This window comes from Micromonospora aridisoli, assembly GCF_056150025.1.
Genome location: NZ_JAXCFK010000006.1, coordinates 184,771 through 211,066, shown reverse-complemented (window position 1 = coordinate 211,066; position 26,296 = coordinate 184,771). Strand labels below are relative to the sequence as shown.

Sequence of the window (26,296 nt, the reverse complement as noted above, 5' to 3'; positions counted from 1 at the left end):
CCGGCCCTCCGTTCGCGACCGCGAGAATCCGCCGCACTACTTTCCTCGCGCTCACCGGCCACCGACCCGGGGGGCGGTGGCCAGCCGCGCCACGTCGCGGAGCACCTGGTCGAGGCTGCCCGCACCCGCCCACGGCACCACCGGCACCCCGTGCTCGCGCAGCTGCGCGATCATCGTGTCCCGGTCCAGCCGCCACAGCCGGTACGCCACCTCGGCCCAGCCACGATCGGTCGGTGCGGACAGATCCGCCGGAAGGGTGTCGACGGCCACCACGAACCGTCCCGAACGGGCCAACCGGGCCAGCATCTGCGCCGACCGCTCCTCCAGCAGCGGGGTGAGCACCACCACCAGCGCGTCAGCGGAGAGCAGTTGGGGACCGAACACCTGGTCGTACGGTTCGTGCGGCGAGGACTGGGCTTTGACGTCCAGCAGCCACTCCAGCACCGTCAGGTACTGCCGGCGTCCGGTCGCCGGGCGCAGCCGCCGCGCACTGGGGCCGTACTCCAGCAGGGCGACCCGGTCACCCCGGTGCAGGTAGTGCTCGGCGATGGCGGCGGCCGCCCGGACCGTGGTGTCCAGCACCGACGCGGTACCGGTGACGCCACCGGAACGCCCGGCCTCGGCCAGCACGTCCAGCAGCACGACCACCTCGGCGTCCCGGTCCGAGAGGGTGGCCGCCACGTGCAGCTGCCGGGCCCGCAGCGAGACCCGCCAGTCGATGCGGCGCAACCGGTCACCGGGGGCGAACACCCGCACCCCGGCCAGTTCGCCACCCTCACCGGGGCGACGCGAATGGTGGGCACCCACCAGGCCGGCGGCCCGGGGCATCGCCTCGACTGCCTCGAACGGCTCGGTCTTCGGGTACACCTTGGACAGCACCGGTTCGACGATCACCGCGCGCGAGACCAGCAGGCCCTGCGCCGCGGCGACCCGGGCACCCGCCGGACCGAAGGGGTGCCGACCCCACCGCAGCGCGGTACCGGTGAGGTCCAGGTCGACGGCGGTGTCCGGAGCGACCGAGGTGACGAACGGGCGGTCCGCCACGGTCGGTTGACCCGCGCCGACGGGTCGGCCGGACCCGACCACGGCGCTGCCGGCCACCCCGGCGCGCTCGACCCGCAGCCACGGCGAGACCCGGGTACGCAGCACCGCCACGTCGTAGGGAACCTCACCCGGGTTGCCGACGCTGACCGTCCCGGCCATCGCGCCGCCCTCCACCAGGTGATCCTCGTCCGTGCTGAGCCAGACCTGGGGCAGCTCGGTGGGCCGGCGTCGCAACGCGTACGCGGTGCCGAGTGCGAACGGGACGGCCAGCACGATCAGATCCACCCGCCCCAGCAGCACCGCGGCGACCAGGAGCAGGCCGGTGAGCAGCACCGCTCGGCCGAACGCCCAGGTGGGCGTCCAGTTGGGCGGTGCCGTTCGCTCGCTCACGCCGGGTCAGTCTCCCTGCCGGCCAGCGGCGTAGCTGGGCAGTGCTCCACTGGCCGGTGCCGGGGTGCCGTCGAGGACCTCACCGACCACGAAGGACGGATCGACCCGACGCAGCCACATCTCCGGCCGCAGCGTGATCCGGTGGGCCAGCGCCGGGGCCGCCACCTCCTTGACGTCCTCGGGAACCACGTAGTCCCGGCCGGAGAGCACCGCCCGCACCCGGGACAGCAGCAGCAGCGCCAGCGAGCCACGCGGCGACGCCCCGACCAGCACCGAGGGATGCTCGCGGGTGGCCGCGGTCAGCGCCACGATGTAGCGGCCCACCGAGTCCTCCACCACCACGTCCTCCAGCGCCGCCTGCATGGCGCGCAGCGTGCCGGCGTCGACCACCGGCTTGATGTCGGCCTCCTCCCGACGTCGGGCCATCCGCCGGCGCAGCACCTCCCACTCCTCGTCCTGCGCCGGGTAGCCGAACGACACCCGCAACAGGAACCGGTCCAGCTGCGCCTCGGGCAACGGGTAGGTGCCCTCGTACTCGATCGGGTTGGCGGTGGCGAGCACATGGAACGGCTCGTCGAGCCGGTACGTGACGCCCTCCACCGAGACCTGCTTCTCCTGCATCGCCTCCAGCAGGGCCGACTGGGTCTTCGGCGGGGTCCGGTTGATCTCGTCGGCGAGGAGCAGGTTGGTGAAGACGGGCCCCGCCCGGAAGGTGAAGTCGCCGCTGCGCTGGTCGTAGAGGAACGAGCCGGTGACGTCGGCCGGCAGCAGGTCGGGGGTGAACTGGAGGCGCCGGAAGTCCAGCCCCAGCGCCTGGGCGAAGGAGCGTGCGGTGAGCGTCTTGCCCAGCCCTGGCAGATCCTCCAGCAGGACGTGCCCACCGGCGAGGATGCCGGCGAGAACCAGCTCCAGGGCGTCCCGCTTGCCGACCACGACCTGACCCACCGCGTCCAGCACCGCCCGGGCGAGGCGACCGACCTCGGTGGGGGGCATCGTCCGGCCGACGTCGTTCATCAGATCTTCTCCAGTTCGGCGACGATCGCCGCGAGGTCACGCGGCGAAGGGGTGCGGCGGGGTGGGGTCTCCAGGAACGTCGACAGCCGGTCGCCCAGCAGGACGCGGGCACGGGCCGGATCCGACTCGCGGGTGACGCCGTGTTTCAGGCGCAGCCGCTCGTCGGCCAGCTCGGCCAGGCGAGGCAGGATCACGGTGGTGAACCGTTCCGGGCGCGTCTTGGACCACTCCAGCGGAACCGCCCAGCCGTTGATCGCGACCCGCAACGCGTCCCGGGCGTCCCAGTTGTAGGTGCCGGGTTCCTCGCCGCCCCGCGACGAGGACCCGCCCTGACCGGACTTCGGTGGCGGCGCGAGCGCGCCGACGATGCGGCGTACCACCAGCAACGCGACCACGGCGGCGACCAGCACCAGCAGCGACACCCGCAGCCCGACCGCCCGCAGCCCGGCGACGGCCACGACGGTCCCGGCGGCGGTGACACCGAGCACACCGGCCACGGTGCGCAGTGGCCCGCCCTGACGCGACTCCTGCTGGACCTGCCGCTCCTCCGAGAAGCTGAGCAGGTCGTCGATACTCGTGCTGCTCACGCCGTCTCCCGCTCGGTCAGCGCGGTGAGTTCGCCGCGCAACCGACGCAGGGCCGCCCGGGCCTGGTCCCGGGTCCGTTCGTCCACCGGGCGGGTGGCGTAGCGGGCCTCCCGGTAGACGTGCGCGAACTCGGCCAGCACGTCGGCACTCACGATCGCCGGGACGCCGGTGGACGGGTCACCGCGGAGCAGCCGGGTGACCAGGTCGGTCGGGGTGTCGCCGGTCAACCGGGACACCCCGGCGGCGGCCGCGGCCTCTTCGAGGCGCACCCAGCAGGCGATCACCGCGACGCGCGGGTCGGTGGCACGGTCGTCCAGGTCGACCAGGCCGGCGTCGACGGCCGCCACCACCTCCGCGGCGGTGCCCTCGGCACTGCGCCGGGTCCGCTGTGCCGGCAGCGCCCGGGTGACCCGACGCGCCACCCCCCGCGCCACCGTCCAGATCAGATAGCTCAGGGCGGCGAGCAGCGCCAGCCCGAGCACCGCCACGGCCACCTTGCCCAGCCACGACGGCATCTGGGTACGGGTTTCCTCGGCGGCCTCGCGGGGTTCGGCCGGGATCGACGGACGCGGCTCGTCAGTCGGGTACTCCAGCACGAAGGGGGCGTCCTGGACGGCCGGCGGGATCCGGCTCGCACCGATCGACGAGTGCGCGGTGGCCAGGGTGACCGCGGCGAGCAGGGCGATCACCGCCGTCACCGGCCACCACCTGCGCAGCACGTCCATCGGGTTACCTCCGGGCCACCGGGGCGTACGGCGGGCAGTCACGCGTACCGTCCGCCATCGTCACCGCCCCGCAGCCTCAGTCCACCCCGGCCAGTAGCTTCGCCCGGGCGAATACATCGTCCAGCATCTCTGGTGTCAGCCGCCCGGTGAAGGTGTTCTGCTGGCTGACGTGGTAACAACCGAGCAGTTCCGGTACGGCCGTGCCGGACCAGTGTGCCCCATGACCGAACGACGGTCGCGGGCTGGGCGGACGGACGCCGTACGCGGCGCGTGACGCCGGCCACCACGCGGCCCAGGCGAAGGCGCCCAGCGCCACCACCACCCGCAGCGTCGGCCGGATCAGCTCGATCTCCCGGTGCAGCCAGGGTGCGCAGGTGTCCCGCTCGCCCGGGGTGGGCTTGTTGTCCGGCGGGGCACAGCGTACGGCGGCGAAGATCCTCGTGTCCCGCAGCGTCAGTCCATCGTCGGCGGCCACGCTGGTCGGCTGGTTGGCCAGGCCGGCGCGGTGCAGCGCGGCGAAGAGCACGTCACCGGAGCGGTCGCCGGTGAAGATCCGTCCGGTGCGGTTGCCGCCGTGCGCGGCCGGGGCCAGGCCGAGGATCCCGATCCGGGCCGCCGGGTCGCCGAAGCCGGGCACCGGTCGTCCCCAGTACTCCTGGTCGCGGAAGGCTGCCCGCTTCGTGCGGGCGACCTCCTCCCGCCACTCGACCAGCCGGGGGCAGGCGAAGCAGTCGGCGACGCCCGCGTCCAGCTCGGCCAGATCCGCCGCGCGCCCGGCGCGGGCCACGACCTCAGCGGGGGTATGCGACTCAGCCAAGCCTGGCCCGGAAGAGTTCCAGGGTGCGGGCCCACGCGCTGGTGGCGGCCCGTTGGTCGAACTTCTCCGGCCGGTCCTCGTTGAAGAAGGCGTGTGAGGTGCCCGGATAGTCGTGCAGGTGGCAGGTACCGCCGGAGTTCTCGATCGCCTGACGTACCGCCTGGACACCCGGGTCGGCGGAGGTGCCGTCCGCCTCCGAGCAGTGCACCAGCGCGTCCTTGCCCGCGTAGTCCGTCCACTCGGTGCGCATGCCCTCCCAGGGCAACCGGGGGTAGAAGGCGGCGGTGGCGACGATCCGTTCGGAGAAGTTCGCCGCCCAGAGCGCCAGACTTGCCCCGGCGCAGAAGCCCGCGCAGCCCACCTTGCCGGTGACCTCGGGACGGCCGGCGAGGTAGTCGGCGGCGGCGGCGATCTCCCGCGCGGTCTCGTCCATCTGCGGCCCGTTGAGCAGCCGTCGGGGCTCGCTCGGCTTTCCGGCCGGTTCGCCGTGCCGGAAATCGGGGGCGAGGGCGACGAAGCCCGCCTCGGCGAAGCGGTCCACCACCGACCGGATGTGCGGCACCAGGCCCCACCAGTCCTGAATCACGATCACTGCCGGGCTGGTCGTGCCGGTGGCGGGTATCGCGAGATATCCCTCACCCGTACCGCCATCGCCACGGTAGGTCACCATCTCGCCCATCGGCCCGTCCTCCTAGCGGTCAGTCATCGTTGGCTGGTCGCCCAGTGGTCCTACGTGCCGGTAGCCTGCCACGCCGTGACCACCGCCGGGAAGATGCCGGAACAGTGGCATTCACCTCCCGTTCGCGTCTGCGAGACTCCAGGCGATGCCGTCGAGGATGTCGTGCTCGGAGGCGATCACCGAGGCCATCCCCGCCCGTTCCATGGCCACACGGAGCACCAACGCGCCCGCGCCGATCACGTCGGCGCGTCCGGGGTGCATCACCGGGACGGCCAACCGCTGCTCGCGCGTCATCGCCAACAGGTCGGCCGTCACCTCCGCCACCCGGTCGTAGGAGACCCGGGCATGGTGGATGCGGGCCGAGTCGTACCCGGGCAGGCCCTCGGCTATCGCGACCACGGTGGTGACCGAGCCGGCGAGCCCGACCAGCGTGGCGGCCCCCCGCCCCGGCACCGCCGTCAACGCCCGGTCCACCGCGACCGCGATGTCGGCCTGGGCGGCCGCGATCTCGTCCAGACCCGGCGGGTCGCCGTGCAGGTGCCGCTCGGTCATCCGTACGCAGCCGATGTCCATTGAGATCGCGGCCTCGACACCACCGTCGCGGGTGCCGACGACGAACTCGGTCGAGCCGCCGCCGATGTCCATCACCAGGTACGGCGGCGGCGCGTCAACGGGGAGACCGCGTACCGCCCCGGTGAACGACAGCCGGGCCTCCTCGTCGCCGCTGACCACCTCGGGCGCGACGCCGAGGGTCCGTTCCACCATGGCGCGGAAGTCGGCCGCGTTCTCCGCGTCCCGACTGGCCGACGTGGCGACCATGCGTACCCGCTCGGCACCCAGCTTCTCGATCTCGGTGGCGTAGTCGGCGAGCGCGACCCGGGTCCGCTCGATCGCCTCCGGGGCCAGCCGGCGGGTCCTGTCGACCCCCTGCCCCAACCGGACGATCTCCATTCGTCGGCTGACGTCGACCAGCGGTGCGGACGGCCCGGCCGACGGGTCGGGCAGATCGGCCACCAGCAACCGGATCGAGTTGGTACCACAGTCGATGGCCGCCACGCGTGTCGTCACGACGGAAACCCTACCGCCACCGCCGGCCCGTCACGCCGACCACCATATGCACGGACAGTAGCGGACCCGTCAGTCGCTCTCCGAAGTCGACCAGCCGGGCTGCCCTCCTTGCTCCTTCCGCCCTTTGCTCTGCTTACTCATACGCAAACCGGCCTGAACTGGTACTCCCTGAAGGCCCGGCGCCGGGTCTATCCCGCCCGGCCGTCACTGACCGTAAACCTGTGCGTAGAGGTAAGCAGAGCAAAGGGCGCAAGGTGGAGAGTGGACCCGCCCGGGCGCGGCCACAGTGAGTGACGGTGCGGGCAGGTGACGGTGCGGTAGGCGCTGTCAGAGGCGGAGCAGCATGCGGGTGTTGCCCAGGGTGTTCGGCTTGACCCGCTCCAGGTCGAGGAACTCGGCGACACCCTCGTCGTACGAGCGCAGCAACTGCTCGTAGACCGGGTGCGGCACCGGGGCGCCGTCGATCTCGGTGAAGCCGAACGATGCGAAGAACCGGGTCTCGAAGGTCAGCACGAAGATGCGGGCCACCCCGAGGTCCCGCGCCGCCTCGATCAGCTCCGCGACGATGCGGTGCCCGATCCGCTGTCCCCGGCAGCTCGGATCGACCGCCACCGTGCGGATCTCGGCCAGGTCCTCCCACATGACATGCAACGCGCCGCAGCCCACCACCGCGCCGTCGGTGACCCGGCTGGCGACCCGGAACTCCTGCACGTCCTCGTAGAGGGTCACGGTCGCCTTGCTGAGCAGCCGGCGGTCGTCGGTGTAGGTGTCGACCAGCCGTCGGATCGCCCGCACGTCGGCGGTCCGGGCCCGACGGACCACGACGCCGCCGTCGCTCACCCGGCCTCCGGCACGTCGGTCTGGTCTCCCGCCACCCGGTCACCCGGTGGCACGTCGACGCAGCGTCCGGCCGTCCACCAGGGCTCGACCAGGTCGAGTGTCTCGTCCCCGAACGGGTTCACCCCCGGCCCGGCAGCGAGCGCGTGGCCGAGATGGACGTGCAGGCACTTCACCCGGCCGGGCATCCCGCCGGCCGAGATGCCGGCGATCTCGGGCACCTCGCCGATGGCGTCCCGACGGGTCAGGTAGTCCTCGTGCGCCGCACGGTACCGGGCGGCCAGTTCCGGGTCGGCGGCCAGCCGGTCCGCCATCTCCTTCATCAGCCCGGCCGACTCCAGTCGGCTGCACGCCGCCGTCGCCCGAGGGCAGGTCAGGTAGAACAGCGTCGGGAAGGGGGTGCCGTCAGCCAGCCGAGGAGTCGTCTCCACCACGTCCGGCAGACCGCAGGGGCAGCGGTGCGCAACCGCCCGGGTGCCCCGGGGCGGACGTCCGAGCTGCGCGGCCACCGCGGCCAGGTCGCCCTCCGTGGCCGGTTCCCGCTGCGGCGGGGGTACGGAGGCCGCCGCCGGCTCCTGCGGTGGTACGACAGTCACGATGCCATCTCTCGTCGGGGGTGCTTCGGTCAGTCCTCGGTGTGCTGGGCGTCGGCGGCCCGCACGCTGGACCAGAGGGTGTCGTACCAGGGGTCGGGCGTGACCGGGTTCGCCGGGTCAGCGCCGCCGCCCGCCTCCCGGGCGGCACCGGCCGGGTCGTCGAGCAGGATCAGCATCTTCTCGCCGGGGCGTCGCATGAAGAACCGCTCCCGCGCCTTGGCCTCGATGTACGCGTCGTCCTGCCACTTCTCCGCCTCGGTGGTCAGCTCGGCGATCAGCTTGCGCTGGGCCGCCTGCGAGGCCTCCATCCGCTCGATGTCGGCCTGCTGGTCGAGGTAGACCCGGACGGGATAGGTGTAGGCGAGGGCGAGGGCGATCAACACCGCGAACAGCACGGTGGCCCGGCCGGTGAGACCTCGGGTTCGGGGTGCGGACAGCCGCGTCACCGCGCCGCTGGCCGCCGCACGCCGGGCGGCGGCGGGCCGCTTCGCGGAGCGTACGCCCTCGGCACCGCGGGCGGCCGACGGCGCCCGGCCGGCGGCGGACCGCGACTCGGCGCGGACACCGCCGTCCCGGGCGGTGCCGGGCCGCCCGGCGCGAGCCGGTCGACGGACCGGGCGCTGACCACCCGGTGTGCGGCGCTGCTGCATCACACCCCTCCCCCGAGGTCCGGCATCCGTCAGGCGGAACGGTAGCGCGGGAACGCGCCCGCCCCGGCGTAGCGCGCCGCGTCGGCCAACTCCTCCTCGATGCGCAGGAGCTGGTTGTACTTCGCGACCCGGTCGGAGCGCGCCGGAGCACCCGTCTTGATCTGGCCGCAACCGGTGGCCACCGCCAGGTCGGCGATGGTGGTGTCCTCGGTCTCGCCGGAGCGGTGGCTCATCATGCACTTGAAGCCGGCCCGGTGGGCCAGGTCCACCGCGTCCAGCGTCTCGGTGAGCGAGCCGATCTGGTTGACCTTGACCAGCACCGCGTTCGCCGCCTTCTCGGCGATGCCCCGGGCGATGCGCTGCGGGTTGGTGACGAACAGGTCGTCACCGACGATCTGGACCCGGTCGCCGATCGCGGCGGTCAGCGTCTGCCAGCCGGTCCAGTCGTCCTCGGCCAGCGGGTCCTCGATGGAGACGATCGGGTACGCGTCGGCCAGCTTGGTGTAGTACTCGCTCATCTCCGCGGCGCTCTTGGCGGCACCCTCGAAGGTGTAGCTGCCGTCGGCGAAGAACTCGGTCGCGGCCACGTCGAGGGCGAAGACGATGTCGGTGCCGAGCCGGTAGCCGGCCTTCTCCACCGCCTCCGCGATCAGGTCCAGGGCGGCGGCGTTGGTCGGCAGGTTCGGCGCGAAGCCGCCCTCGTCACCGAGCCCGGTCGACAGGTCCTTCTTCTTCAGCACCGACTTCAGCGCGTGGTACACCTCGGCCCCGGAGCGCAGCGCCTCGCGGAAGCTGGGCGCACCGATCGGCGCGATCATGAACTCCTGGATGTCGACGTTGCTGTCGGCGTGCGCCCCACCGTTGAGGATGTTCATCATCGGCACCGGCAACAGGTGCGCGTTCGGCCCGCCCAGGTAGCGGAAGAGGCTCAGGTCGGCGCTGCCGGCGGCGGCCTTGGCCACGGCCAGCGAGACCCCCAGGATCGCGTTGGCGCCCAGCTCCGCCTTGTTGTCCGTGCCGTCGATGTCGAGCATCTTCTGGTCGATCGCCCGCTGCTCGCTGGCCTCGTAGCCGATGAGCTGGTCGACGATCCGGTCCTCGATGTTGGCGACCGCCTTCTCCACTCCCTTGCCCAGGTAGCGGCCCTTGTCACCGTCGCGCAGCTCGATCGCCTCGAAGGCGCCGGTCGAGGCGCCGGAGGGCACCGCCGCCCGGGAGATCGTCCCGTCGTCGAGCCCGACCTCGACCTCGACGGTGGGGTTGCCCCGCGAGTCCAGGATCTCCCGAGCCTCGATTACCTCGATGGTTGCCACTGAGTTGCTCCTCGTTCGTGCGGTCTCGTCCGGTATGGGCCGCGACGGTGCGGCAGAGGCAGGTGTTGAACGCAGCGTATCGGTCCCCGCCCGCCGGTACGGCGACCGGGCGGGTCAACGACCACGCTCCGGCTACCGACAGGTCGGACATTCCCGGATTCTCGTGCCTCAACCGGCAACCGGTTTGCACGAGCGGGACCCGATCGACAAGGCTGGTCGCCATGCCCGCCGCCTCGACCACTCTCCGTACCCTCGCTGTGTCGGTCATCGCGTTGCTCACCGTCACCGGCTGTCAGGCCCTGGACGACGCCGGCCGGGCGATGGGGCGGGCCGACATCGTCAACGATCTCGCCGCCCGGATGGACCGCGCGCTGGAGCTGACCTACTCAGCGGAGTACCAGATCGCCGGTGGGCAGCGCGCCTCGTTCGTCCAGTCGCAGGACCCGGCCGGGTCCAGCTACACCTGGCCCGGCGGGAAGCTGACGGTCACCGAGGAGGCCACCACCCGGTGCGACACCGACGGCGACAAGCCGGTCTGCACCCTCGAGGCGCCTCCCGCGCCGAACAGCAAGCCCTCGGTCGTGGTCTTCGCCGAGGCCGAGCTTCAAGGGCTGGTCACACCGCCGATGGTGATGGGCCGGCTGACCTCCGCCGCGCTGGATCCGGGCGCGGTCATCACCCAACGCAGCAGCACCGTCGCGGGTCATCACGCCACCTGCGTCGACGTACGGCAGAGCGCCGAGAGCTTCTCCGCCTGCGTGACCGGGGAGGGCGCGCTGGGCAGCTTCACCGGGCAGCTCGACGGCCGACCGGTCGAGCTGGCGCTGAGCCGCTACCGCGAGCAGGTCGACGGCACCGCGTTCGACCTGCCGGCGGGTGCCGGCGTGGTGGACCGGCGCCCGACCGGCCCCTGACCCGCCCCGGTCGCCGCCGTCGCGACGGCCCCTACAGCTGGAGGCGGCCGCTAGAGATCGAGCAGGGTCCGCAGATGGCGCGGCGGTGGGCTGCCGTGGGCGAGCAGCTCGTCGTGCCAGTCGCGCAGCGTCACGTCGGGCGGCCGGGCGGCGGCGATCTCGGCCAGCTCGCTGTAGCCGACGAAGTACGTCGACAGTTGCGTCGAGGTCAGCAGCGCCCGGCGCCACTTGCCGGCCGCCTCGCCCTCCTCCTGGAAACCACGGCCGGTCAACAGCGCCATCGCCTCGGCCTCCGGTAGCTCCTCGGCGTGCACCAGCTGATCGAGCAGCGCGTTCAGGGTCATCCGCAGCTGCATCTTCAACTGCTGCAACCGCACCGGCAGGCCACCGAAGCCGCGACCGACCATCAGCTCCTCGGCGTAGACCGCCCAACCCTCCACGAAGGGGCCGGAACGGATCAACGCCCGCACCCGGGTGGAGCCGGCGTACCGCCGGGCGTGCGCGAGCTGGAGGAAGTGACCGGGCATCGCCTCGTGCACGGTCAGGTTGCGGATCATGTGGTCGTTGTACTCACGGTAGAACGACTCCACCCGGCGTGCCGGCCAGTCCGCCGGTGTGGGCGCGATGCAGTAGAACGTGGGCACGGCGGCGGTTTCCAGACCGCCGGGCGCGTCGCAGTAGGCCACTGCGACGCCCCGGGCGAACTGCGGCATCACCTGGATGACACACGGGTCCTCCGGCACGCTCACCAGATCGTGCGCGCGGACGAAGTCGCTCGCCTCGTCGAGAGTGATCGAGGCCAGGTCGACGATGGTGTGGTCGTCGGGGTGCTCGGCGGCGAGCAGGTCGAGTGCCCGGCGTACGGTCTCGTCGTCGGCCGGACCACCGACCAGCTCGACCGCCGCCGCGCGGATCTCCTCGGTGACCCGGTCGAGGTTCGCCCAGGCCCGGCGCTGGATCTCGGCGGCACCCAGCTCGGTGTCGAGTGCGTGCCACAGTCGCGCCTCCCAGCGCCGCCGGCCCAGCCGGGGATCGCGGCCCGGGCCGGCGTCGGCGGCCAGGCCGGCGCGCAGCCAGGCGACGAACTCGTCGAGCCCGGCCAGCGCCGCGGTGGCGGCCGGCTCGATCCGGTCGAGGAATCCGGGTGCCTGCGCGAGCAGCGCCGGCACCTCGTCGCGGATCAGTGCCGCCACCCCGGTGAACTGCCCGACCGCCGTCTCGGCGTGGACGCGGGGCATGTCGCGCAACGTCGCGCGCGCGGTGGCCAGCGCGTCCGGTACGGCGGCGAGCCGGCCGGCGAGGGCGGTCAACCGCACCTCCACCGGCGCGAACGGCCGGACCAGCAGGGCGTGCAGCAGTGGGCCAGGGTTGTACGCGAGCGGGTTCCACTCGTGTCCCCGGATCTCGGTCAGCTCGAACAGTTCCCGGTCGACCAGGGCGGAGAGCAGGGCGTGGTCTACGCGCTCCTCGGCGTCGAGGACGTCGGGATCGATCTCGACGAGCGCGCTCGCCGCATCGACCAGCATCGCCCGGTCCCCCGCCACCGCGTCGGCCGAGAAATCCGGGAGTCGATCGTCGACCCGATGGTCCCCCGCCGTAGCGGCGAGCCCCGGTCGACTCCCCAGCAACGCCTCGACAACCCGCTCCCCCACCACCCCGAAGCTCTCCACCCCCCGACCCTAACCACCCACCCCATTCGCCGCGTTGATCATGAGGTTGTTGCCCCGACACGCCGATCCGGGATGCAACAACTTCATGGTCAACGCGGTGGGGTGGGCGGCTCGGCGGCGCGGAGGGTCTCGGCGAGGGCGAGGGTCGTGCGGCGGAGGGCGGCTTCGGGGTCCAGGTCGGCGGTGCGGGCCTGGGCGACGGAGGCGAGGAGGTGGGCGCCGAGGGTGGTCTCGGGGTCGGGTTGCGCCTCCGGGGACGGCAGCGGCACCGCGATGCCGGCCCGGGCGGCACGATCCAGGATCTTCGCCGCAAGGGCGAGCGCCGGCTGGCTCAGCACGACGCCGTCGAGCACCGAGTCACGGGCCTTCTCCGCCTGCTTGATCCGCTCCCAGTTGGCGGTGATCTCCTCAAGGGTGCCCGCCTCGGCCCCGGCGAAGACGTGCGGGTTGCGCCGGATCATCTTGTCCACCAGCCCACCGGCCACGTCGTCGACGGTCCAGCGTTCCTCCTCGGGCAGCTCCTCGGCCAGCCGGGCGTGCAGCACGACCTGGAGCAGCACGTCACCCAGCTCCTCGCGCAGCGCGTCGGTGTCCCCGGCACTGATCGCGTCGTACGCCTCGTAGCTCTCCTCCAGCAGGAACCCGGCGAGGCTCCGGTGCGTCTGGGCCCGCTTCCACGGATCCCCACCGGGCGAGAGCAACCGGTCGAGCACCGCCACCGCGTCCAGCAGCCGGGCACCGGGTGGATCCCACGAGCCGTACATCAGCTCCAGCTCCGCCAGCCCCGGCTCGCGCGCCAGTCGCAACCCCAGCTCCCGGGCCAGTGACTCGTCCCCGGCCGGGCCGGCCAGCCAGACCACCGTGTCGTGCGTCGCCGCCGCGGCCAGCAGCGCCGGCACCGGCGGCTCGTCGAGCACCCGGACCTCGGCGCCCGCCGTCCGCAGCGCCGTGGTCAGCTCACTCTCCTCGGCGGCCAGCACCGGAGCCGCGCGTACGACGTCCCAGGCGGCCGCCGTCAGCAGACCGGCCGGCAACCGGGGTGAGGTCACCAGCAGGACGATCCGCGGCATGCTCAGCCGTCGGTCGGTGCGGCCGGCTCGGGCCGCGGCCTCGGGGTGGAGATGTCGGTGACCGCGTCGGAGGCCGGCTCACCCAGCGGCACGCCCACCGCGATGGCCTGCCCGGTGAAGCTCAGCACCGGGAAGATCAGCGGCCGGTACCGGGGGTTGACCGTCACGTCGTACGCCTCGACCGCCTCACTGAGCGAGTTGCGGCTGGCCAGGGCCTGGCGGAGCTGGTCGCCGTCGAGCTGAGAGGCGGCCTGCTCGACGGTCACCTCGGGCGGTACGGCGCCGGCCCGCTTGCCCGCCGCCACCAGGTCGATCAGCTCCTGCTCGGTGGGAGCCACCGGCGAGCCGACCGGGATCCCGGACAGGCAGGTGTACAACTCGGCGACCTGACGCACGTACCCGGTCTCGGGGCTCAGGCCCAGGCCGCGCGCGACCTGATCGGGGTCGACCTGGCCCTCCGGCCGGTAGCCCTCGGCGGCCGATACCCGCTCACAGACCTCGGTGAGCACGAGGGTGCTGACCACCTGGCTACGTCCGGGCAGCTGCGGCTCCTGGCCGGGCGGCAGCTCGTCCGACTCGGTCGGGGTCGGGTTCCTCGCCGCAGCGTCGTCGACGACCTCGGTGACCGCGTCCTCCGTGATGCGGTGGTCACCGACGTACGCGGCGACGCCGGGCTCGGAACGGCAACCGGTGAGGGCGACGAGGCCGACCGCCACGCTGGCGACGGCGACAAGACGGCGAGCACGCATGCCCGTCACTCTCTCATGCCCCATCGCACTGATCCCTGACAGGTCCCCCGGCGTGGCAGGACAAGAACTTCATGATCAGCTAGGGGAGCCGGCGAGGGCGGGGGCACCCAGGACGTCGGAGAGGAGTTGAGCGCACCACTCCAGCAGGGCCTGGTCGCGCAGCGGCTCGCCGCCGACCCGGCGGGTGGTCGGGCGGGGCACGCTGACCTGGTCCAGGGCGGCCTTGTAGACCGAGTCGGGGTGGTACCGCTTGAGCCGCAACTGCTTGGAGTCCGGCAGCGGCAGCGGGCCGAACCGGATGTGCTTGCCCTGCATGCTGACGTCGGTGAGGCCGTACTGGCGGGCCAGCAGCCGGAACCGGGCCACCGCGATCAGGTTCTGCACCGGCGCGGGCGGCTCGCCGTAGCGGTCGGTCATCTCGGCGGCCACCTCGCGCAACCGCTCGTCGTCGCGGGCCTCGGCGAGTTTGCGGTACATCTCCAGGCGCAGCCGCTCGACACCGACGTAGTCGTGCGGCAGGTGCGCGTCCACCGGAAGGTCGATCTTGATGTCGGCCTCCTCCTCCGGGCGCTCGCCCTTGAACGCCTGCACCGCCTCGCCGACCATCCGCACGTACAGGTCGAACCCGACGCCCTCGATGTGCCCGGACTGCTCACCGCCGAGCAGGTTCCCGGCACCCCGGATCTCCAGGTCCTTCATCGCCACGTACATGCCGGCACCCAGCTCGGTGTGCTGGGCGATGGTGGCCAGCCGCTCGTGGGCGTGCTCGGTGAGCGGCTTGTCCGGCGGGTAGAGGAAGTACGCGTACGCCCGCTCCCGACCCCGACCGACCCGGCCCCGGATCTGGTGCAACTGGGCCAGGCCGAGCAGGTCGGCCCGCTCCACGATCAGCGTGTTGGCGTTCGGGATGTCGATGCCGGACTCCACGATCGTGGTGCAGACCAGCACGTCGAACTCCTTCTCCCAGAAGCCGACCATGACCTTCTCCAGGGCGTCCTCGCCGAGCTGGCCGTGCGCCACCGCAACCCGGGCCTCGGGGACCAGCTCGCGCAGCCGCCGTGCCGCCCGCTCGATCGACTCGACCCGGTTGTGCAGGTAGAAGACCTGACCGTCGCGGAGCAGCTCGCGGTGGATGGCGGCGGCCACCTGCCGCTCGTCGTACGCCCCGACGGCGGTGAGCACCGGGTGCCGCTCCTCCGGCGGGGTGGCGATGGTGGACATCTCCCGGATGCCGGTGATCGCCATCTCCAGGGTGCGCGGGATCGGGGTCGCCGACATGCTCAGCACGTCGACCGCCGCCCGCATCGACTTCAGGTGCTCCTTGTGCTCCACGCCGAAGCGCTGCTCCTCGTCGACGATGACCAGCCCGAGGGACTTGAACCGGGTGGCCGACTGGAGCAGCCGGTGGGTGCCGATGACGATGTCGGCGGTGCCGTCGGCGACCATCTCCATGGTCCGCTCGGCCTCCTTCGGCGTCTGGAACCGCGACAGCTGCCGGATCGTCACCGGGAACTGGCTCATCCGCTCGGCGAAGGTGTTGTAGTGCTGCTGCACCAGCAGGGTGGTCGGCACCAGCACGGCGACCTGCTTGCCGTCCTGCACCGCCTTGAACGCTGCCCGTACCGCGATCTCGGTCTTGCCGTAGCCGACGTCACCGCAGATCAACCGGTCCATCGGGACGCTCTGCTCCATGTCCCGCTTGACCTCTTCGATGGCGGCGAGTTGGTCGGGCGTCTCCTGCCAGGGGAAGGCGTCCTCCAGCTCCCGCTGCCACGGGGTGTCCGGGCCGAAGGTGTGCCCCTTGGACGCCTTACGGGCGGCGTAGAGCTGGATGAGCTGAGCGGCGATCTCGCGTACCGCCTTGCGGGCCCGGGCCTTGGACTTCTGCCAGTCGGAACCGCCCATCTTGTGCAGGGCGGGCTGCTCACCCCCGACGTAGCGGCTGAGCTGGTCGAGCTGGTCGGTGGGTACGAAGAGCCGGTCGCCCGGCTGGCCGCGCTTGCTCGGGGCGTACTCGATGACCAGGTACTCCCGTGAGGCACCGTTGACGGTGCGCTGCACCAGCTCGACGTACCGGCCGATGCCGTGCTGCTCGTGCACCACGTGGTCACCGGCGCGCAGCTCCAGCGGGTCGATGGTGTTGCGCCGCCGGCTCGGCAACTTGCGCATGTCGCGGGTCGACACACCCCGGCCGCCGGTCACGTCGTTGCCGGTGAGCAGCACGAACCGGGCGGCCTCGTCGACGAAGCCGCCGGTGAGGCTGCCGCAGGTGACCAGCAGCTCACCCGGTGCGGGCGCGGCGGGCACCTCCTCGGTCATCCTGGCCCCGAGGCCGCCGTCCCGCAGCACCTCGACGGCCCGCTGGGCGGGACCGTGACCCTCGAAGACCAGCGCGATCGACCAGCCCTCACCGGCCCAGCGCTTCAGGTCGTCGACCACCCGGGCGGTCTCGCCGTGGTAGAGCGGGGCGGGTTGCGCGGCCAGGGACACCGCGATCGCGTCGTCGGGCGTGACGTCGACCGTCGCCGGCTCGTCCTCCCACGGCTGTCGGGTCGCGGCCGGACCCGCGGCCGGCTCGGCCAGGCCGAACGGGGACAGCGTCCACCAGGGCTGGCGCAGCGTCGCGGCGGTCGCGCGGACGTCGGCGAGGGTGCGGAACGCGGCGGCGCCGAGGTCGATCGGCGCCTGGCCACCGACGGCGGCCGCGGCCCAGCTGGCCTGGAGGAACTCCTCCGAGGTACGCACCAGGTCGTGCGCCCGGGTGCGGATCCGCTCCGGGTCGCAGAGCAGCACGTGCGTGCCCGCCGGCATGCAATCCAGCAGCAGCTCCATGGAGTCCCCGCCGATCAGCGCCGGCGCCAGGGACTCCATCCCCTCCACCGGTACGCCGCCGGCCAGCTTGTCCAGGATCTCGGCCAGCTCCGGGTGCTGCTGGGCCAGCGTGGCGGCGCGGTCCCGGACCTCGGGAGTGAGCAGCAGCTCCCGGCAGGGCGGTGCCCAGAGCTGGGCGATCTGCTCGATGGTGCGCTGGTCGGCGACCGCGAAGGTCCGGATCTCCTCCACCTCGTCGCCCCAGAACTCGACCCGGGACGGGTGCTCGTCGGTGGGCGGGAACACGTCGAGGATGCCGCCGCGCACGGCGAACTCGCCGCGCTTGGTGACCAGGTCGACCCGCGCGTACGCCATGTCGGTCAGTCGGCGGGCCACCTGCTCCAGGTCGGCCTCGTCACCGGCGGCGAGCCGGACCGGCTCAAGGTCACCGAGCCCCTTGAGCTGCGGTTGCAACACCGAGCGGACGGGGGCGACCACCACCCGCAGCGGGCCGGTGCGCCCGTGCGCGTCCGCCGAGTCGGGATGGGCGAGTCGGCGCAGCACGGCCAACCGCCGGCCCACCGTGTCGGAGCGCGGCGAGAGCCGCTCGTGCGGCAGCGTCTCCCAGCTCGGGAAGATCGCCACCTGTTCGGGCGGCAGCAGGCTACCCAGGGCCGCGACGAGATCCTCGGCCTCACGGCTGGTGGCGGTCACCGCCAACACCGGCCGCCCCGCCCCGCCACTCGTCCCACCGGCGCCCTGGCCGTCGGTGCGCTGGGCGTCGGTGCGCTGGGGGTCGGCGGGGTCGGCGGGGTCGGCCGCGACGGCGGCGACCGCGAACGGGCGCAGCGCGGGCGGAGCGGTCAGGTCGATCCCGTCGACCTGGGCAGCACCGGAGCGCGCCAGGTCACGGACGCGGGCCAGGCCCGGGTCGGCCAGGGCGGCGGCGAACAGTCCGGTGAGCGCAGTCATGATCACTTCCGAGGTGGGGACACGACGATCACCCCGCGTCCGGGTCGGACGGGGGGTGTACGGATGCCAGCCTAGCTCTGCCCCCCGACCGTCTCCCCGCTTCCCACACCCCAGCCCGACACGTCACAGGAGCGCCCGCCCCGCCCCGAGGCGTGTGCAACTTCGGGGAAAGTGCAGCCTGCGGTGCGCGGGAGGCCACACTTTCCCCGAAGTTGTCGCCTCGACCTGGGCGGCGGGAGCAAATATGGATCTTGACTGGTCGGGCGGAGGGTGATCGGGTGGGCGGGTGAGTGGTCAGTGGCGGGTGCAGTTCGACGCGGTGGTCACCTTCGCCAACGGCGGGGGCCTGAGCACCGAGGGATTCCGGCTGGACATACCGGGAGACGGGATCGACGACGGCGACCTGGCGGCGCTCTTCGTCCGGCATCTCGGCCTGCTGATGGTGTCCGACGTACGGATCACCAACAAGACGATCATCGAGGAACCACACAAGGGCGGTCGTGGCGTCGCGGCTGCCGCCGATGGCACCGCCGGTCGACGGCTGATCGAGCTGAGCCACGTGCTCACCGACGGGATGACCACCCTCCCCGGCTGGCCGGCACCCCGGATCACCGACTGGCTGACCCGTGAGGCGTCCCGGCAGCACTACGCCCCGGGCACCGAGTTCCACGTGGGCCGCATCGACATGATCGCCAACACCGGCACCTACCTGGACACCCCCGCCCACCGGTACGCCGACGGCGCCGACCTGGCCGGCGCCCCGCTGGACCGGCTCGCCGACCTGCCCGGGACCGTCGTCCGGGTGCCCGCCGACACCCGTGCCGTGGACCGCCTGCTCCTCGCGCCGTACGACGTCGCCGGCAAGGCCGTGCTGCTGCACACCGGCTGGGACGCGCGCTTCGGCACCGACGGGTACGCCGCACCGGACGCGCCGTACCTCACGGCCGACGGCGCAGAGGCGCTGGTGGACGCGGGCGCCGCCCTGGTCGGCATCGACTCGATCAACATCGACGACATGTCCCCGGCGGCCGGCGGTACGCGCCCCGCACACAGCCTGCTGCTGGCCGCAGGTATCCCGATCGTGGAACACCTCACCGGGCTGGAGGCGCTGCCGCCCGACGGCTTCCGGTTCACCGCGGCCCCGCCGAGGGTGGCCGGCATGGGCACCTTCCCCGTCCGCGCGTACGCCATCATCGACTGAGAGCGAGACAGGTGACCAACCCGCCGCCGGGATTCCCGCAGCACCCGCCCCATGGTGATCAACCGTCCGGACACCCCCACGGTTGGGCCGGCCCCTACCCGCCAGGAAGCCTTCCCCCGTCGGGTGGCCAACCGCCGCCGATTGGCCGCCCGCCGTCGGCACCCGTCGTCCGGCGCATCCCCGAGGACCAACCCTTCGTCGTACGCCCCAACATCACCAAGCGTGGTCTGGTCTTCCTGGGCCTCGCGCTGCTGCTCGTCGTGCCGGTCACCTGCTGCGTCGGGCTCGGCTTCATGGGTTCGGCCGACACCGGCAGCGACGCGCTCCTCGGCTTCCTGGGCGTGCTCGGTTGCCTGCTGGTCGCGATCTGCGTGCCGCTGGGCATTCAGCTGTGGCTGATCGGCTCCGGCGGTCCGGTGCTGGCGCTGGGCCCGGCCGGGCTCTGGATCCGTACCCGGCCGACCCGGGGCCAGGCGGTCTGGCTGCCCTGGGAGGGCGTGGCACAGATCTCGCGCCGCCGGTGGAGCCTGGAGAAGATGCTGGTGGTCAAGCCGCGCGACCCGCGCGCCCTGCAGAACCTCGGCGCGTACACGGCGTTGGACAGCGGGGCATTGAGCCTTTTCTACGGTTCCGGGCTCGTCGCCACACTCAACTTCGCCGACAAGTCCGAGGAAGAGATCCTGGCGGCCGTCGCCCACTTCAGCGCCGGCCGCTGCCTCCTCACCTGACCGTCGCGCGGCCCGTCCGGGCCCACGTCCGAGGGCAACTCCGGGTGGGCGATGGTGCGGCATCCGAACCCGGCGGACACCGCACCATCGCGCGAGTGGAGTCGATCTGGCTGGGTGAGCCGTCACGCGTGCACCGGAGCTACTGACGCGACGAGCATGTGGCGGGGTTGGGCATTTCCGGTGACCAACGTCAGTAGTGCACCGAGATGCGGCGCTCGACCGCGTCGACCCGGACCGGGCCGCCGTACGGGATGATCAGCTGCGGGTCGGTGTGACCGAGGTCGACGTCGAAGACCAGGATCGCGTCGGGGGCGTACTCGGCGAAGGCCCGGGTGATGGCGGCGCGCTGCTCCCGGGCGTACGCCTTCTTCTCATCGGGGGTGAGCCGGCGCCCGAAGTCCCACGCCTTGGCCCGGCCGATCAGGGCAGCCGGGAAGGTGCCGAGCAGGCCCCGCTCGCCGAGGTTGCGGAGCATCCGGTAGACCTCGACAGCCGGCGGCAGTTCCTCGGAGGTCTCCATCAGGAAGACCGACCCGGCGAGCTGACCGACCGGGGCGACCCGGTCGGCGGCGAGCAGCCAGTGCAGCACCTCCAGGTTGCCGCCCCAGGTGGGGCCCTCGGCCACCGTCGCCGGGCCCTGCCAGCGCCAGCCTTCGCCGGGGAACATCACCGGCTCGTCCGCCAGGCATTCGAGGTCGTTCCAGTCGTTCGGCTCATCACCCCACTCGGTCGCCGGGGTGAGGTCGTACCAGTCGGTGCCGAACAGCGCCGCGCGCAGCGAGTCGGCAGTCAGCGGGTGCAACGCGCCGGGACGACCGAGATGCACCAGCACCGACCCGCCGTGGTAGCTGACGATTCCCAGCCGGTGCAGGTGGTTGAGCAGGTTGGTGTTGTCGGAGTATCCGAAATAGGGCTTCGGGTTGCTCCGCAGCACCTCGTCGTCCAGATGCGGCGTGACGGTGATCAGGTCGTCGCCACCGACGGTGGCCAGCACAGCGGTGATCGTCGGATCGGCGAAGGCGGCGGTCAGGTCCCGGGCACGGTCGCGCGGGTCCGCGCCCATGACCCGGGTGGTCGGGTACTCGACCGGCTCCAGGCCGTACTCCTCACGCAGCCGACGCAGCCCCAGCTCGTACACGTGGGGAAAAACACCCGGCAGGCCGGCGGAGGGTGAGACCACCGCCACCCGGTCACCCGGTCGGGGCTTCGGGGGATGAACCAAGGACGTCATGTCCGGACGCTACCGGCCATGACCAGCCGTTTTCGCCCTCGGTGAGCCGCGACCGGAACACCCGGCAGGCTCGACGTTAGGAGGGGGCCCTTCCTATACAAAAGGCGTTAACAAGGGCCCCCTCCTTACAGACGGGTTCACGCGGATACGATCGGGGGAGTCGGACAGCGCTGTCCTTCGTACTTGACGTGAGGAGCGCACGGTGACCGACCAGCACGATCACGACGGCCCCGACGCCGCCCTGCGCGCCGACATCCGCAGGCTGGGCACGCTGCTCGGGCAGACCCTGGCCCGCCAGGAGGGGCGACCGCTGCTCGACCTCGTCGAGGAGATCCGCGCCCAGGTCCGCACCGACGCCCCGGCCGCCGCCCAGCGGCTCGGCGGGCTCGATGTGACCACCGGCACCAAGCTGGCCCGGGCCTTCTCCACCTACTTCCACCTGGCCAACATCACCGAACAGGTGCACCGGGCCCGCGACCTGCGCCGCCGCCGCGCCATCCACGGCGGCTGGCTGGACCAGGCGGCCAAGATGATCGCCGAGCGCGGGGTGCCGGCCGAGGAGATCGCGTCGGTGGCCCGCCGGTTGGCGGTACGCCCGGTCTTCACCGCGCACCCGACCGAGGCGGCCCGCCGGTCGATCCTGTCGAAGCTGCGGGCGATCGCCGACGAGCTGGACACCGAGACCGCCAACGCGATTCTCTACGGCGCCAGCGACGAGGGCCCGGCGAACCGGCGGCTGGCCGAACTGCTCGACCTGATGTGGCAGACCGACGAGTTGCGGCTGGACCGGCCGGACCCGACCGACGAGGCCCGCAACGCGATCTACTACCTGCGTGACCTGTACGCCGAGGCGGCTCCGCAGGTGCTCGACGACCTCGCCGAGACGCTGCGCACGCTCGGCGTGGAGACCTCGCCGACGGCCCGGCCGCTGACCTTCGGCACCTGGATCGGCGGCGACCGGGACGGCAACCCGTTCGTCACCCCGGCGGTGACCCGCGAGGTGCTGGCCATCCAGCACGAGCACGGGCTGACCGCCACCGAGACGGCGATGGAGGAGCTGATCAACGAGGTGTCGGTCTCCCGCCGACTGCGCGGGGTGTCGCTGGACCTCTCCGCCAGCCTCGCCGCCGACCTCGACGCGCTGCCCGAGGTGGCACCCCGATTTCGCCGGGTCAACGCCGAGGAGCCGTACCGGCTCAAGGCCCGCTGCGTACGCGCCAAGCTCGCCAACACCCGGGCCCGGCTGCGGCAGGGCACCCCGCACGTGCCGGGGCGCGACTACCGGGGCTCGGCCGAGCTGATCGCCGACCTGGAGCTGCTGCGCGCCTCGCTGGCCCGTAACTCCGGCCAGCTCACGGCCGTCGGCCGGCTCGCCTCGACCATCCGTACCGTCTCCGCGTTCGGCCTGCACCTGGCGACCATGGACGTCCGCGAGCACGCCGAGAAGCACCACGAGGTGCTCACCCAGCTGTACGCGGCGGTGGGCGAGGTCGACGACTACCCGTCGCTGAGTCGGCTGGAGCGCACCAAGCTGCTCGCCGACGAGCTGGCCAGCCGCCGGCCGCTGTCGACGGCGGACACCCCGCTGAGCGAGTCGGCCCGCAAGACCTTCGACGTGTTCGCGACCATCCGCGAGGCGCAGGACCGGTTCGGCGCCGAGGTCATCGAGTCGTACATCATCTCGATGACGCTCGGTGTGGACGACGTGCTCGCCGCGGTGGTGCTCGCCCGCGAGGCCGGCCTGGTCGACGTGCACAGCGGCCGGGCCCGGATCGGCATCGTGCCGCTGCTGGAGACCCCGGCCGAGCTGAACTCCGGCGGTGACCTGCTCGACGAGCTGCTCTCACTGCCGGCGTACCGGGCGTTGGTGGCGGCCCGGGGTGACGTGCAGGAGGTGATGCTCGGCTACTCCGACTCCAACAAGGAGGCCGGCATCACCACCAGCCAGTGGTCCATCCACCGGGCCCAGCGCGCACTGCGCGACGTGGCCGCCCGGCACGGGGTGCACCTGCGGCTCTTCCACGGCCGGGGCGGCACGGTCGGGCGCGGCGGCGGCCCCACGCACGACGCGATCCTGGCCCAGCCCTACGGCACGCTGGACGGCGAGATCAAGGTGACCGAGCAGGGCGAGGTCATCTCCGACAAGTACACCCTGCCCGCGCTGGCCCGGGAGAACCTGGAGCTGAGCGTGGCCGCCGTGCTCCAGGCGACGCTGCTGCACACCGCCCCCCGGCAGCCCGCCGAGATGCTGGAACGCTGGGACGCGGCGATGGACGTGGTGTCCGAGTCGGCGTTCCGGTCGTACCGCTCTCTGGTGGAGGATCCGGATCTGCCCGCGTACTTCTGGGCGTCCACCCCGACCGAGCTGCTCGGCGCGCTGAACATCGGCTCCCGGCCGGCGAAGCGACCGAACACCGGTGCCGGGCTGTCCGGGCTGCGGGCCATCCCGTGGGTGTTCGGTTGGACCCAGACCCGTCAGATCGTGCCGGGCTGGTTCGGCGTCGGCACCGGCCTGGCCGCCGCCCGGGAGGCCGGGCTGGCCGACGTGCTCGCCGAGATGCACCGCAACTGGCACTTCTTCCGCACGTTCCTGTCGAACGTCGAGATGATGCTGACCAAGACCGACCTCGGCATCGCCCGCCGGTACGTGGAGACGCTGGTACCGAAGAAGCTGCACCCGATCTTCGACAAGATCGAGCAGGAGTACGAGCTGACCCGACGCGAGGTGCTCGCGATCACCGATTCGCCGGACCTGCTGGAGAACTCTCCGGTGCTGCAACGCACCCTCGCCGTGCGCGACACCTACCTGGAGCCGCTGCACCACCTTCAGGTGGCGCTGCTGCGGCAGTACCGCGACTCGGGGGCCGCCGGACGGGCCGTGGCCACCGCACCGGGTGGCCGGCGTGCCCCCAGCGACGGCACCGCCCTGGAGCGGGCCCTGCTGACCACGGTCAACGGCATCGCGGCCGGCATGCGCAACACCGGCTGAGGTGTAAGGAAGGGCCCCTTGTTAACGCCTTGTGTATAGGAAGGGGCCCTTCTTAACTAGACCGCCGTGCTGGTCGGGCAGGTTCGCGCTGGTGCCGAACGGGGCGGGTGTCAGAAGTCGCCGCCGCCGAAATCCCCGCCGCCGAAGTCGGACCCGCCGAAGTCACCACTCCCGAAATCGCCGCCGCCGAAGTCCGCGCCGACGTCGCCCGGATCCTCGAAGCCGCCCGCGGCGGCGGCGTCGTAGCCGGGGTCGCCGAACGACGGTGAGAAGAGCGCGTCGGCGATCAGCATGCCGCCGATCACGCCGGCCCCGGCGCCCAGCGCGGTCTTCCACCAGGGGGTTGAGTACCAGCCGGCCGGCACCGGTCGGCCCCGTACCCGGCCGCCCGGGTAGTAGTAGGGCGTCTCCTGCCCAGGTTGCGGGCCGGCCCTGAACGTCTGGCCCTGCACCTCGACCTGGCGTGGCACGGTCAACTCACCGGCACCACTGGCGGCGGCGAGCGGCGGCAGTGGTGGGCCCGGGTCGATGCCGAGCGCCAGCCGCGCGGCCCGGATGTAGGTGAGCCCCTCCACGGCGGTCTCCCGGGCGAGCCGGTACTGCGTGATGCTCCGCGCCTGCTCCAACTGGGAGCCGGCGGCGTGGTAGCGCTCGGCAGCGTCGGCCAGCGCCTGGCGTACCGCCGGATCCTCGCCGCTGAGGTTCATCACCTGCCCGCCGAGGCGTTCGTACCACCGCCGCGCGTCCGCCTGCACGTCGGCGAGGTTGCGGGCCTCGCGGGCGGCACGCTCCCGCCGCCACCAGAGCAGGGCACCACCGAGCAGGACCACGAGAAGTACGAGCAGCAGGGGTTCCACCACTTCAACCTACCCAGCCGGAGCCAACGTCCCACCTGCCGCGGAGTAGCTGACACGTCGGCGGACCGGGACACCCGTCCGGGCGCGGAGGGCCCGTCTTTGGCAAGCTCGTGAGGATGGAACTCTCGACCCTCGCGGTTGTCGTCGTCTGTCTCGGTGCCGGCGGCGCGCTCGGTTGGTTCGCCGCTCGGACCCGCTCGGCGACCGAGATCGCCCGGCTGGACGCCACCCTGCGCGCCACCCGCGAGGGCGAGGGCCGGCTGGAACAGTCGATGCGGGCGTTGAGCTACGAGGCGACGGCCCAGTCGCAGGAGGCGGTCGCCCGGGCGGTGGCCCCACTGCACGACACGTTACGCCGCTACGAGCAGCGGGTGGCCGAGCTTGAGCGCGAGCGGGTCGACGCGTACGCCGAGTTGCGCGAGCAGGTCCGTTCGATGAGCGCGGTCTCCGGTGAGCTGCGGACCGAGACGAAACAGCTGGTGGCGGCGCTGCGCGCACCACAGGTACGCGGCCGGTGGGGGGAGCACCAGCTACGTCGCATCGTCGAGGCGGCGGGCATGCTGGAGCACTGCGACTTCGCCGAGCAGGTCACCGCCGCCACCGACCAGCAGACGGTACGCCCCGACCTGGTGGTCCGGCTGCACGGCGGCCGGAGCGTGGTGGTGGACGCCAAGGCGCCCTTCGACGCGTACCTCACCGCGATGGAGGCGCGCGACGAGCGGGGCCGGGACAGCCAGCTCGACCTGCACGCCAAGCACCTGCGGGCACACGTCGACGCGTTGGCCGCCAAGTCCTACTGGGCCGCCTTCGAGTCCACTCCGGAGTTCGTGGTGCTCTTCGTGCCGGCCGACCCGTTCCTGGACGTCGCCCTGCAACGCGATCCGACGCTGCTGGAGCACGCGTTCGCCCGCAACGTGGTGCTGGCCACTCCGGCCACGCTGGTCGCGCTGCTGCGTACGGTCGCGTGGTCGTGGCGGCAGGAGCAGCTGGCCCGTAATGCGATGGCGGTGCACACGCTGGCACGGGAACTGTACGGACGGCTGTCGACGCTCGGCGACCACGTCGGCAAACTCGGCGCCTCACTCGGCGGCGCGGTCACCGCTTACAACCGGGCGGTGGGCTCGCTGGAGGCACGGGTGCTGGTGAGCGCCCGGAAGCTGGCCGAACTGGGGGTATCGGATCAGGAACTGCCCGCGCCGGGGCAGGTGGAGCTGGCGCCGCGACAGCCGCAAGCGCCTGAACTGCTTGCGGAATCCACAACGGATGATCGAAGTCGGTCCAACTGAATCGACCCCTATCATCTTCGATGTGACAATGTGCGTCTCGCATATCACGAGATGGTCACAACGTACCTGGCGGTAGTGACATCGACGGTCGGCACCAC

General features: G+C 72.3%; 22 protein-coding genes. 5 read left to right on the top strand and 17 right to left on the bottom strand.

What is annotated here, in order from left to right:
• Positions 1-51: 51 nt before the first annotated feature.
• From SM447_RS15360 to eno, 11 genes are all read right to left on the bottom strand, one after another.
• A complete protein-coding gene (locus SM447_RS15360; protein ID WP_474573469.1) occupies positions 52-1,434 on the bottom strand; it encodes a DUF58 domain-containing protein in 1,383 nt (460 codons plus the stop codon).
• Between the two features lie 6 nt (positions 1,435-1,440).
• A complete protein-coding gene (locus tag SM447_RS15355) occupies positions 1,441-2,448 on the bottom strand; it encodes an AAA family ATPase (RefSeq protein WP_474573468.1) in 1,008 nt (335 codons plus the stop codon).
• The gene (locus SM447_RS15350) at positions 2,448-3,035 is read right to left on the bottom strand and encodes a hypothetical protein (RefSeq protein WP_474573467.1); all 588 of its coding nucleotides are present in this window, start codon (positions 3,033-3,035) and stop codon (positions 2,448-2,450) included. The genes SM447_RS15355 and SM447_RS15350 overlap by 1 nt, the downstream gene beginning before the upstream one ends.
• Entirely contained in the window at positions 3,032-3,760 is a 729-nt protein-coding gene (locus SM447_RS15345; protein WP_474573466.1) for a DUF4129 domain-containing protein, read from the bottom strand. Before SM447_RS15345 ends, SM447_RS15350 begins: the two co-directional genes overlap by 4 nt.
• Before the next feature lie 76 nt (positions 3,761-3,836).
• Positions 3,837-4,577: a uracil-DNA glycosylase gene (locus SM447_RS15340; protein WP_474573465.1), complete on the bottom strand. Its 741-nt coding sequence runs from the start codon at positions 4,575-4,577 to the stop codon at positions 3,837-3,839.
• Positions 4,570-5,256 carry a dienelactone hydrolase family protein gene (locus SM447_RS15335; protein WP_474573464.1) on the bottom strand — a complete coding sequence of 229 codons (687 nt, stop codon included), beginning with the start codon at positions 5,254-5,256 and terminating at the stop codon, positions 4,570-4,572. Before SM447_RS15335 ends, SM447_RS15340 begins: the two co-directional genes overlap by 8 nt.
• A 111-nt stretch (positions 5,257-5,367) precedes the next feature.
• The gene (locus tag SM447_RS15330; protein ID WP_474573600.1) at positions 5,368-6,312 is read right to left on the bottom strand and encodes a Ppx/GppA phosphatase family protein; all 945 of its coding nucleotides are present in this window, start codon (positions 6,310-6,312) and stop codon (positions 5,368-5,370) included.
• A gap of 339 nt (positions 6,313-6,651) precedes the next feature.
• Positions 6,652-7,164: an amino-acid N-acetyltransferase gene (locus tag SM447_RS15325; protein ID WP_474573463.1), complete on the bottom strand. Its 513-nt coding sequence runs from the start codon at positions 7,162-7,164 to the stop codon at positions 6,652-6,654.
• Positions 7,161-7,757 carry a DUF501 domain-containing protein gene (locus SM447_RS15320; protein ID WP_474573462.1) on the bottom strand — a complete coding sequence of 199 codons (597 nt, stop codon included), beginning with the start codon at positions 7,755-7,757 and terminating at the stop codon, positions 7,161-7,163. The genes SM447_RS15325 and SM447_RS15320 overlap by 4 nt, the downstream gene beginning before the upstream one ends.
• 29 nt (positions 7,758-7,786) lie before the next feature.
• Positions 7,787-8,407, bottom strand: a complete 621-nt coding sequence (locus tag SM447_RS15315) for an FtsB family cell division protein (protein WP_474573461.1) — start codon at positions 8,405-8,407, stop codon at positions 7,787-7,789.
• 29 nt (positions 8,408-8,436) lie between these two features.
• A complete protein-coding gene (gene eno, locus SM447_RS15310; RefSeq protein WP_093406354.1) occupies positions 8,437-9,720 on the bottom strand; it encodes a phosphopyruvate hydratase in 1,284 nt (427 codons plus the stop codon).
• Positions 9,721-9,941: 221 nt separating this feature from the next.
• Between eno and SM447_RS15305 the strand changes: the two genes are divergently transcribed.
• A complete protein-coding gene (locus tag SM447_RS15305) occupies positions 9,942-10,634 on the top strand; it encodes a hypothetical protein (RefSeq protein ID WP_474573460.1) in 693 nt (230 codons plus the stop codon).
• Between the two features lie 50 nt (positions 10,635-10,684).
• On the opposite strand, the gene SM447_RS15300 is transcribed toward SM447_RS15305, so the two are convergent.
• The 4 genes from SM447_RS15300 to mfd all read right to left on the bottom strand — a co-directional run bounded on the left by SM447_RS15300 (position 10,685) and on the right by mfd (position 17,906).
• The gene (locus SM447_RS15300) at positions 10,685-12,304 is read right to left on the bottom strand and encodes a DUF885 domain-containing protein (protein ID WP_474573459.1); all 1,620 of its coding nucleotides are present in this window, start codon (positions 12,302-12,304) and stop codon (positions 10,685-10,687) included.
• Between the two features lie 89 nt (positions 12,305-12,393).
• Positions 12,394-13,374, bottom strand: a complete 981-nt coding sequence (locus SM447_RS15295; RefSeq protein WP_474573458.1) for a nucleoside triphosphate pyrophosphohydrolase — start codon at positions 13,372-13,374, stop codon at positions 12,394-12,396.
• Positions 13,375-13,376: 2 nt separating this feature from the next.
• A complete protein-coding gene (locus SM447_RS15290; RefSeq protein WP_474573457.1) occupies positions 13,377-14,123 on the bottom strand; it encodes a hypothetical protein in 747 nt (248 codons plus the stop codon).
• Positions 14,124-14,198: 75 nt separating this feature from the next.
• Entirely contained in the window at positions 14,199-17,906 is a 3,708-nt protein-coding gene (mfd, locus tag SM447_RS15285) for a transcription-repair coupling factor (protein WP_474573456.1), read from the bottom strand.
• Positions 17,907-18,192: 286 nt separating this feature from the next.
• Here mfd and SM447_RS15280 point away from each other — a divergent pair, with 286 nt between their 5' ends.
• Complete coding sequence (locus tag SM447_RS15280) at positions 18,193-19,107, top strand: cyclase family protein (protein WP_474573455.1); 915 nt, start codon at positions 18,193-18,195, stop codon at positions 19,105-19,107.
• 11 nt (positions 19,108-19,118) lie between these two features.
• Complete coding sequence (locus SM447_RS15275; protein ID WP_474573454.1) at positions 19,119-19,835, top strand: hypothetical protein; 717 nt, start codon at positions 19,119-19,121, stop codon at positions 19,833-19,835.
• Positions 19,836-20,025: 190 nt separating this feature from the next.
• Here SM447_RS15275 and SM447_RS15270 read toward each other — a convergent pair whose 3' ends face one another.
• Positions 20,026-21,066: a S66 family peptidase gene (locus SM447_RS15270; RefSeq protein WP_474573453.1), complete on the bottom strand. Its 1,041-nt coding sequence runs from the start codon at positions 21,064-21,066 to the stop codon at positions 20,026-20,028.
• A gap of 202 nt (positions 21,067-21,268) precedes the next feature.
• On the opposite strand from SM447_RS15270, the gene ppc reads away from it, so the two are divergent.
• On the top strand, positions 21,269-24,055 hold the full coding sequence (ppc, locus tag SM447_RS15265) for a phosphoenolpyruvate carboxylase (protein ID WP_474573452.1): 2,787 nt from the start codon (positions 21,269-21,271) through the stop codon (positions 24,053-24,055).
• A 110-nt stretch (positions 24,056-24,165) separates the two neighbouring features.
• On the opposite strand, the gene SM447_RS15260 is transcribed toward ppc, so the two are convergent.
• Entirely contained in the window at positions 24,166-24,912 is a 747-nt protein-coding gene (locus SM447_RS15260; protein ID WP_474573451.1) for a hypothetical protein, read from the bottom strand.
• Between the two features lie 116 nt (positions 24,913-25,028).
• On the opposite strand from SM447_RS15260, the gene SM447_RS15255 reads away from it, so the two are divergent.
• A complete protein-coding gene (locus SM447_RS15255; RefSeq protein ID WP_474573450.1) occupies positions 25,029-26,198 on the top strand; it encodes a DNA recombination protein RmuC in 1,170 nt (389 codons plus the stop codon).
• The last annotated feature ends 98 nt before the right edge of the window (positions 26,199-26,296 follow it).

Excerpts from the sequence above, each read along its gene's own strand:
- SM447_RS15355 (WP_474573468.1), bottom strand. The coding sequence starts at position 2,448 with ATGAACGACGTCGGCCGGACGATGCCCCCCACCGAGGTCGGTCGCCTC.
- SM447_RS15295 (WP_474573458.1), bottom strand. The coding sequence starts at position 13,374 with ATGCCGCGGATCGTCCTGCTGGTGACCTCACCCCGGTTGCCGGCCGGT.
- SM447_RS15270 (WP_474573453.1), bottom strand. The coding sequence starts at position 21,066 with ATGACGTCCTTGGTTCATCCCCCGAAGCCCCGACCGGGTGACCGGGTG.
- mfd (WP_474573456.1), bottom strand. The coding sequence starts at position 17,906 with ATGACTGCGCTCACCGGACTGTTCGCCGCCGCCCTGGCCGACCCGGGC.
- SM447_RS15335 (WP_474573464.1), bottom strand. The coding sequence starts at position 5,256 with ATGGGCGAGATGGTGACCTACCGTGGCGATGGCGGTACGGGTGAGGGA.
- SM447_RS15305 (WP_474573460.1), top strand. The coding sequence starts at position 9,942 with ATGCCCGCCGCCTCGACCACTCTCCGTACCCTCGCTGTGTCGGTCATC.
- SM447_RS15255 (WP_474573450.1), top strand. The coding sequence starts at position 25,029 with ATGGAACTCTCGACCCTCGCGGTTGTCGTCGTCTGTCTCGGTGCCGGC.
- SM447_RS15315 (WP_474573461.1), bottom strand. The coding sequence starts at position 8,407 with ATGCAGCAGCGCCGCACACCGGGTGGTCAGCGCCCGGTCCGTCGACCG.
- SM447_RS15290 (WP_474573457.1), bottom strand. The coding sequence starts at position 14,123 with ATGCGTGCTCGCCGTCTTGTCGCCGTCGCCAGCGTGGCGGTCGGCCTC.
- SM447_RS15345 (WP_474573466.1), bottom strand. The coding sequence starts at position 3,760 with ATGGACGTGCTGCGCAGGTGGTGGCCGGTGACGGCGGTGATCGCCCTG.